Raw genomic sequence first — 14,183 nt, 5'->3', positions numbered from 1 at the left:
CAGTTGTATTTGATATTGATTCTCATTACCCTTCGCGCCTTCTCGGAAACGGCGCATCCCATCCACGGGGCGGACCTTCCACAGCTTGCTTACTCAGCTCACGAAGGGGACATGCGATGCACCGAACCGCGACGAACCAAGCGACGATGCCGACTGTCGGCAAGCCGATGGGTGGCCCACTACTGAAAGCCTTAGGTGCTGCCCTGGTGCTGGGTAGCACGCACGCTTGGGCGCAAGACGTCCAGTCGCCATCGCCGCCGCCCCATCCTTCGGCGCCGCCCCAAAAGACTGCCCCCAAGAAGGACAACGTCACGAAGCTGGAGGCAGTCAACGTCGAGGGCGAAAGCCTGGAGCCCTCCTCGCCGAAGTTCACCGCGCCGCTCCTGGACACACCCATGTCGGTCACCGTGCTGCCGCAGTCGGTGATGCAGGAAACGGCAGCGACGTCGCTGCAGGACGCGCTGCGCAACGTGCCCGGTATCACCTTCGCCGCGGGCGAAGGCGGTACGCCGACGGGTGACCTGCCCGCCATTCGCGGCTTCAACTCCACCGGCAACCTCTATGTCGATGGCCTGCAGGACATCGGCGTGCAGACCCGTGACATCTTCGACCTCGACCAGGTGGAAGTGGTCAAGGGTTCCGATTCGTCCATCGCCGGCCGCGCAGCCGGCGGTGGCAGCATCAACCTGGTGACCAAGACCGCCCAGGCGAAGGACTTCGTGGAACTCAGCGGCACCTACGGCAGCGCCGGCCAGTACCGCAGCACGTTCGATGGCAACTATGCGTTGACCAACAACATCGCAGGCCGCCTCAACATCATGACGATGGGCGGCGGCGTGCCGGGCCGCGACAGCGCGGTGCGTACGGACAAGGTCGGCTTTGCGCCCACCCTCACGTTCGGCCTGAATACGCCGACGCGCCTGATCCTGAGCTGGTACCACTTCGAAGACAACAGCACGCCCGACTACGGCATCCCGGTGGATTTCAGCGGCACCGGCCGCCCGTTGACGGAAACGCTGGGCATCAACCCGAAGAACTACTACGGCCTGGCCGACCGCGATTTCCGCCATAACGACGTCAATGCCGGCACGGTTCGCCTCGAACACGATTTCAACGAAGCGTGGTCGCTGCGCAGCCAGCTTCGCTACACCGACTCCATCAACAACTACGTACTGACCCTGCCGACGGTGTCTGGCAGCGACGCGGTGTACCGCCTGCCGATCGCCAACCACGACGAGACCCGCAGCGTGGCCGGCAGCGTCGACCTGTTCGGGCATTTCGACACCGGGTCGATCCACCATGACGTGGACGTCGGCTTCGACGCCGCCAACGAACGCCAGCGCCTCCTCGGCGAAGGCTCCTACGACGGCTACAACGTCGTGTCGTCCGCCGGCGTACAAGGCTTTTCCTCCAGCGGCAACTGCAGTGATCCGGCCCTGGTCACCAGCTACGACTGCACCAGCCTGTACTCGCCCAACCCGCACGACCCGTGGCAAGGCTCGATCACGCCAGCCACCTTCTCCATCGCCGATTTCAGGACCACGGACTGGGCACCGTACGCCTTCGACACGATCACCTTCAGTCCGCAATGGAAGGCCAACGTGGGCGTGCGCTGGGACCGCTACCACACCGAATCGAGCGACCTGGCCAATCCGCTCATCAATGCGCTGGAGGCCAGCGCGTACCGGGAATCATTCGCCAGCTACCAGGCGAGCGTGATGTACAAGCCGACCAGCAATGGCACCGTTTACCTCACCACCAGCACCTCGCTCATCCCCGAGAACCAGGCCCAAAGCAATGCCGGCCAGGACGAAGTACTGAAGGGCACGCCGCCCAAGCCGGAGAAAACGCACTCGCTGGAACTGGGCACCAAGTGGAACCTGTTCGACAACCGCCTGCTGCTGAGCGGCGACGTGTTCGTGGAGAACCATACCAACTCCGTGGTCTACGTGACGCCGGACGTCACCGAACAGATCGGCAAGACACGCTCCAAGGGCTTCGAGCTGAGCGCCAACGGTTCGATCACCGACAACTGGAACATCATCGCCGGCTATTCGCATGTCGATGCCAAGATCATCAAGGGTGGCATCTACGACGAAGTTGGCCAGCAGTTGCCCAACACACCGCCTAATACCTTCAGCCTGTGGTCCACGTACCGCGTGGTTCCGGCGCTGACGCTCGGCGCGGGGGCCTATTACCGCGACAAGCAGATCGGCTACGCCGGCTCGCCCGCCAAGTACATCGACAGCTACTGGCGTGTCGATACGATGGCGAAGTGGCAGATCAGCCATCACATCGCGCTACAAGCCAACGTGCAGAATTTGTTCAACCGCCACTACTACTCCAAGGACTTCTACTGGTACGCGCTGCCAGCGCCGGGTCGCACTTACATGGCAACGATCGACCTGAAGTTCTGACGGTGCGGGTATGTCCGACCTAGACCCTTACGAAGACGTCAAGCAACTGCTGCAGCACGATCCGTCCGCCGCGGTGGCACGCCTTCGCAGCCAGGCACAGTTGGGCGATGCCAACGCCCAACTGGGGCTGGGCCAGTTGCTCATCAACGGTGTCGGCACGCGACTGGACAGCACCGAGGCCTTGCGCTGGTTCCACGCTGCCGCCGATGCGGGCGTAACGATGGCCATGAACATGATTGGCCGTTGCCATGAATACGGCTTCGGCACGGCCGTGAACTACCCGCAGGCGGCTTACTGGTACCTGTATGCCGCCGGCCTCGATTGCGATTGGGCGATGTACAACTACGCCCAGTTGCTGGCACATGGTCGCGGCGTCGCGCAGGATCGCGCCGCGGCCTTCACCTGGTTCCAGATGGCCGCCAACCGGGGCCATGCCCGTGCGATGAACTTCCTCGGCCTCTACCACGAGCGCGGCTGGGGCGCGCCGGTGGATCGACACGTCGCTTTCGACTGGTACCGGAAGTCCGCCGAAGGCGGCGACTATCGCGGCCAGTGCAGCCATGCCTCCGCGCTCGCGGAACAGGGCCACATGGATCAAGCGCTGCACTGGTTGGGCCGGGCTACGGCAAATGCGCCGCCGCGTTTCATCGCCGAACTGGCGACAACGCTGGCATCCTCTGCGCATAAGGAACTGCGTGCATTCGCCAAAACGTTGCCGCCGTTGCCCGATCCCTCGACGCGCGAACGCCTGCGCGCTGCGTACGGCAGGGCCAGCGCATGGTCATGACGAACAGGCCATGCGCTTCAAACGTCCGTCCAGAAGCGCAACAGGTTGTGGTACGTGCCGACCAACTCGACGAGTGTGGGGTCACCCGCATGGTCGCGTTCCAGCTTCTGGATCGACATGTCGAGATTGAACAGCAGGCTGCGCTGGCTGACGTCTCGCACCAGGCTCTGGATCCAGAAGAACGATGCCATGCGCGCACCGCGTGTGACCGCTTGAACCCGATGAACGCTGCTCGACGGGTAAAGCACCATATCGCCTGCCGGCAGCTTGACCTGCCTGGTTTCCAGCAGTTCCTCGATCAGCAGCTCACCGCCGTCGTATTCCTCCGGCGACGACAGGAACAAGGTGGCCGACAGGTCGGTACGCACCGGTTGGCCGTTTTCCTCGACCGAGGGGCTGCTTCGGTCATAACGCACGGCGTTGTCGACGTGGTTGCCGAAGCCGTCGCCTTCCCGGTAGCAGTTGAACAACGGCGGGAAGATACGGCGCGGCAACGCGGCGGCGAGGAAAAGCGCACTCCGGCTGAGCACCGTGCGCACCCGTGCGCCAAGTTCCTGCGCGACCGGATCGCTTTCCGGCAACTGGAGGTTGTGTTTGGCCCGTGCGGATTGATAGCCGGCCGTGAGGCGACCGTCCGTCCATCCGGCGGCCGCCAGTCGCGCCCGATAGTCGGACACCTCGTCCACCGTCAGCACTTGGGGGATATGCAGCAGCACCGGCTCTCGTCCTTCGCTCATGGCACCCGCCCTGTTGCGAATGCCCCGCGCGAAAGTCTAGGAGAGAATCACTTTTATTACGAGTGATAATCATTCTTAAATACTTGGTACACTTCCCTTCACGGCACATGCCCATCGCCTCGGAAGAACCTCGTTCCCCACTGGCATGAATCGACGGCCCGTATGCACGCACGCCCCACCCCCATCGCACTCCCCAGGCGTACCCCTACGCCCACGGGCGTTCGCGCTGCCATGATCCGGGCGGCTTCGCCTGCCCACCGCAGGGAGTCCCTGGGATGACATCCCATCACCTGCGTCGCTGGTACCTGGTGCACAAGTGGAGCAGCCTGATCTGCACGCTGTTCCTGCTTGAGTTGTGCATCACCGGCCTGCCACTCATCTTCCACGACGAGATCACCGACTGGAACCATGCCGCCACCTTGTCGGCCTCCTCACCTGATGCGCCGACCTTGAGCCTGGATACGTTCGCCGCCAAGGCCCTGCAGCGCTATCCGCACGATCGCATTGCCTCGCTCTTTGCCGATGACGATGAACCCAAGGTCTATGTAAGCCTGGTTGCGCCCACGCCGGGGCCGCATAGCCAACATGCGCTGGTGCTGGACGCGCATACGGCCGCCATCATCGACGATACGCTCTCGCCGCTGCCGTCGAAGGCGCGGATACAGGGGCTCGACACCTTCATGGGGGTTCTGCTGACCTTGCACATGGCCCTGTTCGCCGGCTTGCCGGGACAGCTGTTCCTGGCGCTCATGACCCTGCTGTTCCTGGCAGCCATCGTCACCGGCGTCGTGCTGTATGGCCCCTTCATGAAGAAGCTCGACTTCGGCACGGTACGCAGGGAACGCAGCACGCGATTGAAGTGGCTGGATCTGCACAACCTGCTAGGCATCGCCGCGTTGGGCTGGATCACGATCGTGGGCTTCACGGGATTGTTGAACACGCTGTCGACACCGCTGACCGGCCTATGGGAACTCACCACTTTGCCCAAGCTGCTGGCCCCTTACCAAGGCAAACCCGTGCCAACACCGGCCGAGATGGTGTCGCCGCAGCGCGCACTGGATACCGTCAAACGCTTGATGCCTGGCAAGACCATCCGCTACGTCGCCTATCCCGGGACGACGTTTGGTACCACACCCCAGCATTACGTGTTCTACGTGCGCGGCACCACGCCTGCCACCTTCGAATTGATCACACCCGCCCTGGTCGATGCGCGAACCGGAGTGTTTGACGGCACCGTGCAACTGCCTTGGTATCTGAAGGCGCTGGAACTGTCGCGCCCGCTGCACTTCGGCAACTACGGAGGTCTCCCATTGAAGATCCTGTGGGCACTGCTGGATCTCGTCACCATCATCGTGCTCGTCAGCGGCGTGTATCTCTGGTTCGCCCGTCGCCGATCACAAGCGGAGCGACTGGCCCACCTGGTAGCCCTGCACACTGCGGACGAAGCGCGTGCCAAGCACGAGGAGATTCGCCCATGACGTCGCCAACTCACTCGTTTCGGAAAGTGTGGGCGGTGCCATGCCTCTTGGCGCTGATCGTTGTGGTCGGACTGATCTCCGCGCTACTCGGCGTACATATCGCCTGGAAGGTGATTTCATGGATCGCGCTGGCATTACCCCTGGTCATCATCGTGTGGTTCGCTGCGCTACGCCCACGCGCGTAGCGTGACGAACCTCTTCAAACGTGAGCGTGTGCAGAATTTTGTGTAAACGGGATTCGGTTTACAGCTGAGGCATGCGCTCCTCGAACTGGATGGTAAAGCGGTTGAGTGCAGCCTTCCAATCGCGGATGGGCAGCGTCCACCGCTTGCTGATGTTGCGCAGGGCGAGATACAACAGTTTCATCAACGCCTCGTCGCTGGGGAACGCACCGCGGTGCTTGGTCAGCCTGCGCAGACCGTAGTTCACCGACTCGATGGCGTTGGTGGTGTAGATCACCTTGCGGATCTCCGGCGGGTAGTCGAAGAACGGGATCAGGCGCGGCCAGTTGCGCCGCCACGACTGGCTGATGGGCGGGTACTGCTCATCCCAGTGCGCCTCGAATTCGGCGAGCCGCAGTTCGGCCTCCTCGGCGGTGGCGCAGGTGTAGATACGCTTGAGGTCAGCCGCTACCTCCGGTCGCCGCTTCCACGACACGTAGTTCAGGCTGTGCCGCACCATGTGCACGATGCACAGTTGCACGGTGGTCTTCGGGAACACCGCCTCGATGGCTTCGGTAAAACCCTTCAGGCCATCGACGCAGGCAATGAAGATGTCCTGCACGCCACGGTTGCGCAGCTCCGTCACCACCTGCATCCAGAACTTCGCGCCCTCGGTCTGGGCCAGCCACAGGCCCAGCACCTCCTTCTCGCCGGCCATCGTGATACCGATGGCCAGGTAGACCGCCTTCACGCGCACCGCACCCTCGCGCACCTTCACATGGATGCAGTCGAGGTAGATGATCGGGTACACCGGATCCAGCGGCCGGCTCTGCCAGGTCTTCACCTCATCGACCACGGCATCGGTCACCGAGGAGATCAGGCTCGACGTCGGCGGCACGCGATTCTGGCGCATCGATCCCGAGGCCGATTACGGCGCCCTTAATGCCGTTGCCCGCCAGCGGGTGAAATTGTCATTGATCGAGGAGCAGTGGGACGACATCCTGCGACTGGTGGGCTCGCTGAAACTGGGCCGTGTGCCGACCAACGGCATCATGCGAACCTTGCAGATTGGCGACCGTCCAAGGCGTCTGGCCCTGGCTGAATTCGGAAGGATTGAAAAGACGCTGCACACGCTGACTTATATTGACGATGAGGCGAAGCGACGTAGCACGCTGACCCAACTCAACCGTGGCGAAGGGCGACACAGTGTGGCGCGCGCCATTTTTCATGGGAAACGCGGCGAACTCCGGCAGCGCTACCAAGAAGGTCAGGAAGATCAACTGGGCGCGCTCGGCCTGGTGCTCAACATCGTTGTCTTGTGGAACACCATCTATATGGAGGCGGCATTGGAACAGTTACGTCAAGCAGGCTTTGCCGTGCGCGATGAAGATGTCGCGCGCCTCTCGCCGCTCACCCATGATCACATCAACATGCACGGTCGATCCGAGGCGGTTGCACGCGGGGAACTGCGCCCGCTACGGGATCCTGACGATAGGGAAGGCGATTGAGAAGGAGGCTGTCTCGGGAGGCGCATTCCGCTATCCATATGGTTTTTATGGATAAATAGACCTTATCCCGGTTTTTCGTTCCATTGCTCCCCAAACCCCATGACCGGCACGCTGCACTGCGGGATGAAGCAAAGCGGATGATCCCAGACAGCCGCCCCGCCACGACTCCATCGAACTCCCGTCACCCTGCAAGATGTTCCTGTTCGCCCCCATGGATGGGGTGAACAACCCCACCGGCAATCCCGCGCGATTCCGGGCTTTTGCACCTCTCCCCGACATCCGCCATGCTTCCCCCATGATCGAATTCGGACACGGAACCCACGTCGGCCTGCGCCGCACGCGCAACGAGGACACTTACTACGCCGACGCCGCGCTCGGCCTGTTCCTGGTCGCCGACGGCATGGGCGGACACCTGCACGGCGAGGTGGCCTCGGCGCTGGTGCGCGACAGCGTGGTGGAGCTGGTAAGTCACGGGCACGGCCTCGCCGAAGCCATCCATGGCGCCAACGAACGCCTGATGGCGCAATTGCACGACCACGGCAACGCGCTGCCGATGGGCAGCACCATCGCGGCCCTGCGCCTGGGCGACGACGACTACGAGGCGGCATGGGTGGGCGACAGCCGCATCTACGCGACCGGCCGCGAGCTGCGCCAGATCAGCCACGACCACTCGCTGGTGCAGGCCCTGGTCGAGGCGGGCAAGCTGGATCCGGCGCACACCGCGCGCCATCCGAACCGCAATGTGCTGACCCAGGCGCTTGGCGTGACCGCCGCCGCGCAGTTGCACATCGGCATGGCGCACGGCCGTCTCCTGCCCGGCATGGGCTTCCTGCTGTGCAGCGACGGGCTGACCGAAGACCTCGACGCGGCTTCGATCGCCCGCACGGTGTCGCGTACCGACCTTGCCGCGCAGGAGTGTGTGGATCAACTGCTGCTGGGTGCGCTGGATCGCGGCGGCAAGGACAACATCACCGCGATCCTGGTGCGCTCAAGCTGAGCCGGCTTCCGCGGGCGCTGCCGGCGGCGCATCCAGCTTGCGCCACACGCTGACGCCGCCTGCGCTCTTGTCCAGCGCATCGAGGCGCTGCTCGTGCATGGCGGCTTCATCCACCGATGCGCGCAATACGCGCGGACGCCCGCGCAGTACCAGCGGCGAGGCCACCGTTGCGGCCGTCGCCGATTCCTGCGGCTGTTCGAAGGCGAGATCCATCGCCACCTGGCCGGAGGTCATCGCGAGATAGACGTCCGCCAGCAGTTGGGCGTCGATCAGGCCGCCGTGCAGGTCGCGCCGCGAGTTGTCCACGCCGAGGCGCTTGCACAAGGCATCCAGGCTGTTGCGCTGGCCGGGGTAGCGTTCGCGCGCCATCGCCAGCGTGTCGAGCACGCTGCAGCGGTCGCCGATGCGACCGTAGGACTCGCCCAGCCGCGCCAGTTCGGCATTGATGAAGCCCACGTCGAAGCTGGCGTTGTGGATGATGAGCTCGGCGCCGTCGACGAAGGCGAGGAACTCGTCCACCCTGTCGGCGAACAGCGGCTTGTCCACGAGGTGCTCGTCGCGGATGCCGGTGACCTGGCTGGCGCCCTCGTCCATCGCACGCTGCGGATTGAGATAGGTCTGCCAGTGGCGGCCGGTGAGGCGGCGCCCCACCATTTCCACGCAGGCGATTTCCACCAGCCGGTGCCCCTGGCGCACTTCCAGGCCGGTGGTTTCGGTATCCAGCACCACCTGCCTCATGCCTGGCTCCTGCGCTGCTCGGCTTGCTCGCGCGCGGCCTGATCCACTCGCTCGTTCTCGGCGTGGCCGTTGTGGCCCTTCACCCACTGCCAGCGCACGCGGTGGTTGCCGGTGGCGGCGGAAAGGCGCTCCCACAAGTCCTGATTCTTCACCGGCTTCTTGTCGGCCGTGCGCCAGCCGTTGGCGCGCCACTTCGGCAACCACTGCTCGATGCCCTGCATCACGTAGCGCGAGTCGGTGGTGAGCAGCACGGCGCAGGGACGGGTCAGCGCCTCCAGCGCGCCGATCGCCGCCATCAGCTCCATGCGGTTGTTGGTGGTGTCGGCTTCGCCGCCGGCCAGCAGGCGCTCATGGCCCTTGGCACGCAGCAGCGCGGCCCAGCCGCCGGGGCCGGGATTGCCGAGGCAGGCGCCATCGGTGAATGCTTGTACTTCGTCGGTCGTCACACGGGTTCCAGTCAGGATACGGAATGCCGCCGCGTGCCCGGCGACAGGTGGGCGTTCACCGGCACATGTACCGGCAGCGGCCGCAGTTTCAGGGGAATGGCAATGCGCCGTTGCTTGCGCGCCAACAGCAGGTAGGCGCCACCCCAGGCATGGTTGCCAACCGATGCAGCGCCGGGCCAAGGCAGGCCGAGGCGCTGCTGGTGCTCGATGGCCAGGCCCTCGCGTTGCAGGTATCGGCGCAGGCGCCATGGCCAGTGCAGCGATTGCCGCTGTCCGCGCGCATGCCAGCAGAACCACGGCGCCCAAGCGCTCAACGGATGTACTGCGGTAACCAGCAACACGCCGCCGGGCGCCAGCACGCGGCAGGCTTCGGCCAGCAGCGCAGCGATTTGCGGCGCGGGCTCCGGCGCATGCTGCAACCAGACGAGGTCGAAGGCTTCGTCGACGAAGGGCAATGGCTCGCCGGCATGTCCGCGCAAGTCGCCGTGGTAGCCATCGTGCGCCAGCCACAACCGCGTCCATGCCACGCCGGGCAGCGGCGGCACCGCGTCGTCGTCGGCCACGCCGATGCGCAACGCACGCCGGCCCGTCTCGCGTTGCAGCAGCGGCGCCATGCTGCGCCACTGCCCGCTGCGCAATCGGCGCAACGGGGCGCTGGCATGGAGGTCGTGGTCGCGAAGATGCGGCATGCACTCGATCCGGCACACGGTCGTCATTGAAATCCGATCCGCAGTGTAACGTTTGCGGGCGTCTACCGTGTCGCAAACCCGGGCGGACGCAGCGCACATCGCTGAATCGCGATCATGTGCATTAACGACATGCTAACGAGTCGCCACGGCAGCCTGACTATAGTCGGTCGCTTCGCGCATGCCGGGACGGCGGCCGCGCACGTTCCCGACCAACGCAGCGGAGCATGCCGTGCATCTCGTACCGCTACCGGCACTGGCCGACAATTACATCTGGTTGCTGCACGACGACGCTGGCCATGCCATCGCCGTCGATCCCGGCGACGATGCGCCGGTGGAGCAGGCGCTGGTTGCGCGCGGCTTGTCCCTGCACGCGATCCTGCTGACCCATCACCACCCGGATCACATCGACGGCGCGACCGCGCTGCGCCGGCGGCACGGCGTGCCCGTGTACGCGCCGGAAGACGAGCGCATCGCGATGGCCACCGTGCGCGTGCGCGACGGCGAACGCATCGCCCTGGCGCAGCCGCAGGCCAGTTTCGACGTGCTCGCGGTGCCTGGCCACACGCTGAGCCATGTCGCCTATCACGGCGAAGGCGCGCTGCTGGCCGGCGACACCCTTTTCAGCATGGGCTGCGGCCGGCTGTTCGAGGGCACGCCGGCACAGATGCTGGCGTCGCTGGATCGCCTTGCGGCGCTGCCGGCCAGCACCCTGCTCTGCTGCGGACACGAATACACCGCCGCCAATGGCCGCTTCGCCCGCGAAATCGAACCGGACAATGTCGAGCTGTCGAAGCGCACGCAGGAAGTCGCCGTGCTGCGCGCGGAACAGCGTCCCAGCCTGCCGGTGCCCATGGGCAGCGAGTTGGCGACCAATCCCTTCCTGCGCATCGACGCGCCCGCCGTGATCGACTGGTGCCGACGACAGGCGGGGGATGCCCAGGATCGCATCGCGCGTTTCGCCACCGTACGTGCCGCCAAGGACTCGTTCCGCGCATGAACACACGTACCCTCGCGAAACGCCTGTTGCCGCTGGCGCTCTCCGCCCTGCTTGCCGCCTGCGCCACTGCGCCTGTGCCGCATTCCACGCCGGCAATGCCCCTCCCCACGCCATCCGCAAGCTTGCCGACGCCGGCCGTGGCGTCATCGTCCGCAACGGCACCGGAAGTGGAAGCGCCAGGGAACGTGTGGGACAGGTTGCGCGGCAGCTTCCAGATGGCCGACTGCGACGCCGATCCCGCGGTGCTGTCGTGGGCCAAGCGCTATACGCGCGACCCGCAGCGCTTCGAAACCGCGCTGCGCGACGCGTTGCCCAAGCTGACCTATGTGCAGCAGGTGGCGGCCGAACACGACGTGGCCGGCGAATTCGTGCTGCTGCCGTGGATCGAGAGCGGCTTCCGCCCGATTCCAGGCCGACATGGCCGGCCGGCCGGCATGTGGCAGATCATGCCGGCCACCGCGAAGGCGATGGGGCTGCACGTGGATCGCCGCTACGACGCGCGCCTCGACGTGCAGGCCGCGGCCGACGCGGTGATGCAGCTGCTGAGCCGCTACTACGGCGAATTCCACGATTGGCGCGTGGCCGACTACGCGTACAACGCCGGCGAGTTCAAGGCACGCCGGCTGGTGCAGAGCCACGGCTTGCCGCCGCCGACGCCGACGATTCCGCGATGGCCCGTGCGCGAGATCACGCGCGAGCACCTCACCAAGCTGCTGGCCATGGCCTGCGTGGTGCGCCAGCCCGAGCGCTTCGACGTCAGCCTGCCGCTGCTGAGGCCCAGCCAGCACCTCGTGCCGGTGCCGCTGCCGCATTCGATGACGCTGGCGCGCGCCGCCGACAAGGCCGGCATGCCGCTGGACACGCTGAAGGATCTCAATGCCGCCTTCCGCACCAGCGTCGCCGACGCCAATGCAGCGCCCTACCTGATGATGCCGGCCAGCCATGCGCAGCAGTTCCACGACGCGCTGCTGGCGCAGGCGGCAGCGGCAGACGAACTGCCCGGCACCGGACTCGCCGGCGGGCTCGACGCCGCCGGCACGGAGGCGCCGGAGCAGCAGCCCGCCGCCCCCGCGCGCACGCACCGCGTCGCCGCCGGCGAAAGCCTGTGGCAGCTGGCGCACCGCTACGCGGTGAGCGTGCCCGAGCTGCAGCGCTGGAACCATCTGCGCGGACAGCAGATCAAGCCCGGGCAGGTGCTCACGGTCAGCGCGCCGATGTAGGAACTGGCCCGCCGGAAACGAAGAAGGCGGCCAACGGGGCCGCCTTCTTCGCGTGTCACGCGTTCGCCAGGATTACATACGATCCTTGGCGATCTTGACCTCGGTGCCGTTGCGCAGGGTCTTGATCAGCTCCTCCGTCGTCACCGCGCCATACGCCTGGGTCATCTGCTGGCGCAGCATGCTGCGCTGCTCCGGCGTGATCTTGCTGAGATCCGCTCCCTGCACCTTGTTCACCGCCAGCAGCGCGTAGCTGCCGTCCTCCATGTCCACCGCGGCGTACTGCGGCTTGCCGTTGACCGGGTGCGGCAACAGGAATGCCTGGTCGCGCAGCACGGCGGGCACTTCGGGCTGGATGCGCACCACGCCGGCCACGTTCTTCACGTCGGCACCGGCGGAAGCGGCCACGGTCGCCAGCGTCTCGCCCTTGTCCAAGCGCGCCAGCAAGGCATCGGCCTGCTGCTTCGCGGCGGCTTCGATGCGCTGGTCGAGGATGGTCTTGCCGATCGCGTCATGCACTTCGGCCAGCGGCTTGGCCGCGGCGGCCACGTGCTGCGCCACGCGGATCACCACCGCATCGTCGTTGCCCAGCTCGATCAGGTTGGAGTTGTTGTTCTGCGCCAGCACGTCGTTGCCGAACGCCGCCTTGACCACCTTGGGGTTGGCGGCGATGCCTTCGCCGCCCTGGCGCGGGAACAGCGCCGTGGTCTTGATCGGCAGGCCCAGCGCCTGTGCGGCCGGCTCCAGCGAGGACGGGTTCTGGTAGGTGTTGTCCGACAGCTTGCCGGCCACCTCGTTGTACTTGCGATCCTTCTCGCCGGCGGTGGCTTCGGCCAGCAACTGGTCGCGCACCTCGGCGAAGGACTTGGCGTCGCCGCTGCGGACGTCGCGCAGCCAGAGGATGTCGTAGCCGTCCGGCGTCAGCACCGGTTTGGAGATCTCGCCCTTCTTCAGCGCGAACATCGCGGTGTCGAAGGCGGCGTTGGTCACGCCTTTCTGCAGCCAGCCCAGGTCGCCGCCCTGGCGCTTCGAGCCCAGGTCGTCCGAATCCTGCGCGGCCAGCTTGGCGAAGTTGTCCGGCGTGGCTTGGGCGGCGATCTTGTCGGCCTTGGCCAGCGCGGCCTTCTGCTGCTCGGGCGTGGCGTTGGCGGGCACGTTGACCAGGATGTGCGACACCTCGCGCTGCTCGGGCTGCACGAAGCGCTGCTTCTCGCTTTCGTAGCGCTTCATCAGGTCGGCGTCGCTGGGCGGCGCGTCCGGCTTGAGCTCGCTGCCCTTCACTTCGATGTATTGCAGCGACACCTGCTCGGGATTCATGTAGTCCGCGAGATGCGCCTTGTAGTAGTCGGCGATCTGCGCATCGGTGACGGTGGCGTCGGCGGGCTGCGGCTTGGGCAACACGGCGTAGCTGATGTCGCGGCGCTGCATGCGCAGGTCGAGGTAATGGTCGATCTCGGCGTCGGTGACGATGGTGCTGGCGTTGATGGCGTCCGGCAGCGCCTGCGTGGCCAGCGAGGCACGCACGTCGTCCTGGAACATCTCGGGCGTCTTGCGCTGCTCGGCCAGCAGGGTGCGGTAGGTGGCCGGATCGAACTGGCCGTTGACCTGGAACGCCGGGATCGCCGCGATGTAGTCGCGTACGGCCTGGTCGGGCACACGCATGCCCCAGTCCTCGTTGGCCTTCAGCAGCAGTTGCTGGTCGATCATGCCGTCCAGCACCTTGAGCTTCATCTCGGGCTTCTCGAACGCGTCCGCGTCGAAGTTGTCGCCCTGCTCGGCCTGCATCTGCTGGCGCAGCTGGTTCATGCGGGTCTGGAAGTCCTGCTGGCTGATCTCGTGCTTGCCCACCTTCGCCACGTAGGTGTCGGCGCGGGACGCGATGTAGCCCTCGATGCCGAAGAACGACATCGCGAAGGTGGCCAGGCCGAGAAGGACGGCGGCGGGCCACCCGTGCATCTTGTTACGCATTGCCTGCAGCATTGCCTACCTTCCTGCCTCTGTTGATCGGCGC

11 protein-coding genes and 2 pseudogenes are annotated in these 14,183 nt (G+C 65.5%); 7 read left to right on the top strand and 6 right to left on the bottom strand.

Translation table 11 applies throughout. The features are described 5' to 3' along the window. Positions 1-116: 116 nt before the first annotated feature. A complete protein-coding gene (locus ACZ5Z2_RS07980) occupies positions 117-2,417 on the top strand; it encodes a TonB-dependent receptor (protein ID WP_464761412.1) in 2,301 nt (766 codons plus the stop codon). Between the two features lie 10 nt (positions 2,418-2,427). Continuing rightward, the gene (locus ACZ5Z2_RS07975; protein WP_464761411.1) at positions 2,428-3,204 is read left to right on the top strand and encodes a tetratricopeptide repeat protein; all 777 of its coding nucleotides are present in this window, start codon (positions 2,428-2,430) and stop codon (positions 3,202-3,204) included. A 17-nt stretch (positions 3,205-3,221) separates the two neighbouring features. Here ACZ5Z2_RS07975 and ACZ5Z2_RS07970 read toward each other — a convergent pair whose 3' ends face one another. After that, positions 3,222-3,920 (bottom strand): Fe2+-dependent dioxygenase, encoded by a 699-nt coding sequence (locus tag ACZ5Z2_RS07970; protein WP_464761682.1) that lies wholly within the window; start codon positions 3,918-3,920, stop codon positions 3,222-3,224. A 296-nt stretch (positions 3,921-4,216) separates the two neighbouring features. On the opposite strand from ACZ5Z2_RS07970, the gene ACZ5Z2_RS07965 reads away from it, so the two are divergent. Continuing rightward, entirely contained in the window at positions 4,217-5,419 is a 1,203-nt protein-coding gene (locus tag ACZ5Z2_RS07965) for a PepSY-associated TM helix domain-containing protein (RefSeq protein WP_464761410.1), read from the top strand. Between the two features lie 243 nt (positions 5,420-5,662). Here the strand turns inward: ACZ5Z2_RS07965 and ACZ5Z2_RS07960 are convergent. After that, positions 5,663-6,463 (bottom strand): annotated as a pseudogene (locus tag ACZ5Z2_RS07960) (IS256 family transposase); the annotation flags it as partial. Between the two features lies 1 nt (position 6,464). On the opposite strand from ACZ5Z2_RS07960, the pseudogene ACZ5Z2_RS07955 reads away from it, so the two are divergent. Together ACZ5Z2_RS07955 and ACZ5Z2_RS07950 are read left to right on the top strand one after the other, a co-directional pair. Further along, positions 6,465-7,088, top strand: a pseudogene (locus ACZ5Z2_RS07955) (Tn3 family transposase); the annotation flags it as partial. A 295-nt stretch (positions 7,089-7,383) separates the two neighbouring features. Continuing rightward, positions 7,384-8,085, top strand: a complete 702-nt coding sequence (locus ACZ5Z2_RS07950; protein WP_464761409.1) for a PP2C family protein-serine/threonine phosphatase — start codon at positions 7,384-7,386, stop codon at positions 8,083-8,085. Here the strand turns inward: ACZ5Z2_RS07950 and dnaQ are convergent. From dnaQ to ACZ5Z2_RS07935, 3 genes are read right to left on the bottom strand one after another with little or no spacing between them, the layout of a single operon-like run. Then, entirely contained in the window at positions 8,077-8,823 is a 747-nt protein-coding gene (gene dnaQ / locus ACZ5Z2_RS07945; protein WP_464761408.1) for a DNA polymerase III subunit epsilon, read from the bottom strand. The genes ACZ5Z2_RS07950 and dnaQ overlap by 9 nt on opposite strands. After that, positions 8,820-9,269 (bottom strand): ribonuclease HI, encoded by a 450-nt coding sequence (rnhA, locus tag ACZ5Z2_RS07940; protein ID WP_464761407.1) that lies wholly within the window; start codon positions 9,267-9,269, stop codon positions 8,820-8,822. The genes dnaQ and rnhA overlap by 4 nt, the downstream gene beginning before the upstream one ends. A gap of 11 nt (positions 9,270-9,280) precedes the next feature. Beyond that, on the bottom strand, positions 9,281-9,958 hold the full coding sequence (locus ACZ5Z2_RS07935; RefSeq protein ID WP_464761406.1) for a class I SAM-dependent methyltransferase: 678 nt from the start codon (positions 9,956-9,958) through the stop codon (positions 9,281-9,283). Positions 9,959-10,187: 229 nt separating this feature from the next. Between ACZ5Z2_RS07935 and gloB the strand changes: the two genes are divergently transcribed. After that, on the top strand, positions 10,188-10,955 hold the full coding sequence (gene gloB / locus ACZ5Z2_RS07930) for a hydroxyacylglutathione hydrolase (protein WP_464761405.1): 768 nt from the start codon (positions 10,188-10,190) through the stop codon (positions 10,953-10,955). Next, positions 10,952-12,175 (top strand): transglycosylase SLT domain-containing protein, encoded by a 1,224-nt coding sequence (locus ACZ5Z2_RS07925; RefSeq protein WP_464761404.1) that lies wholly within the window; start codon positions 10,952-10,954, stop codon positions 12,173-12,175. The genes gloB and ACZ5Z2_RS07925 overlap by 4 nt, the downstream gene beginning before the upstream one ends. 72 nt (positions 12,176-12,247) lie before the next feature. Here the strand turns inward: ACZ5Z2_RS07925 and ACZ5Z2_RS07920 are convergent, their stop codons facing one another. Next, positions 12,248-14,152, bottom strand: coding sequence for a SurA N-terminal domain-containing protein (locus ACZ5Z2_RS07920; protein WP_464761402.1), 1,905 nt, complete (start codon positions 14,150-14,152; stop codon positions 12,248-12,250). Positions 14,153-14,183 lie beyond the last annotated feature (31 nt).

This window comes from Rhodanobacter sp. G1, from assembly GCF_055397855.1.
This window is presented reverse-complemented; position numbering and strand designations above follow the sequence as displayed.

What these genes read in the sequence shown, in the direction of transcription:
- ACZ5Z2_RS07950 (WP_464761409.1), top strand. Translation starts at nt 7,384, where the DNA reads ATGATCGAATTCGGACACGGAACCCACGTCGGCCTGCGCCGCACGCGC.
- ACZ5Z2_RS07965 (WP_464761410.1), top strand. Translation starts at nt 4,217, where the DNA reads ATGACATCCCATCACCTGCGTCGCTGGTACCTGGTGCACAAGTGGAGC.
- ACZ5Z2_RS07975 (WP_464761411.1), top strand. Translation starts at nt 2,428, where the DNA reads ATGTCCGACCTAGACCCTTACGAAGACGTCAAGCAACTGCTGCAGCAC.
- dnaQ (WP_464761408.1), bottom strand. Translation starts at nt 8,823, where the DNA reads ATGAGGCAGGTGGTGCTGGATACCGAAACCACCGGCCTGGAAGTGCGC.
- ACZ5Z2_RS07980 (WP_464761412.1), top strand. Translation starts at nt 117, where the DNA reads ATGCACCGAACCGCGACGAACCAAGCGACGATGCCGACTGTCGGCAAG.
- ACZ5Z2_RS07935 (WP_464761406.1), bottom strand. Translation starts at nt 9,958, where the DNA reads ATGCCGCATCTTCGCGACCACGACCTCCATGCCAGCGCCCCGTTGCGC.
- ACZ5Z2_RS07925 (WP_464761404.1), top strand. Translation starts at nt 10,952, where the DNA reads ATGAACACACGTACCCTCGCGAAACGCCTGTTGCCGCTGGCGCTCTCC.
- ACZ5Z2_RS07920 (WP_464761402.1), bottom strand. Translation starts at nt 14,152, where the DNA reads ATGCTGCAGGCAATGCGTAACAAGATGCACGGGTGGCCCGCCGCCGTC.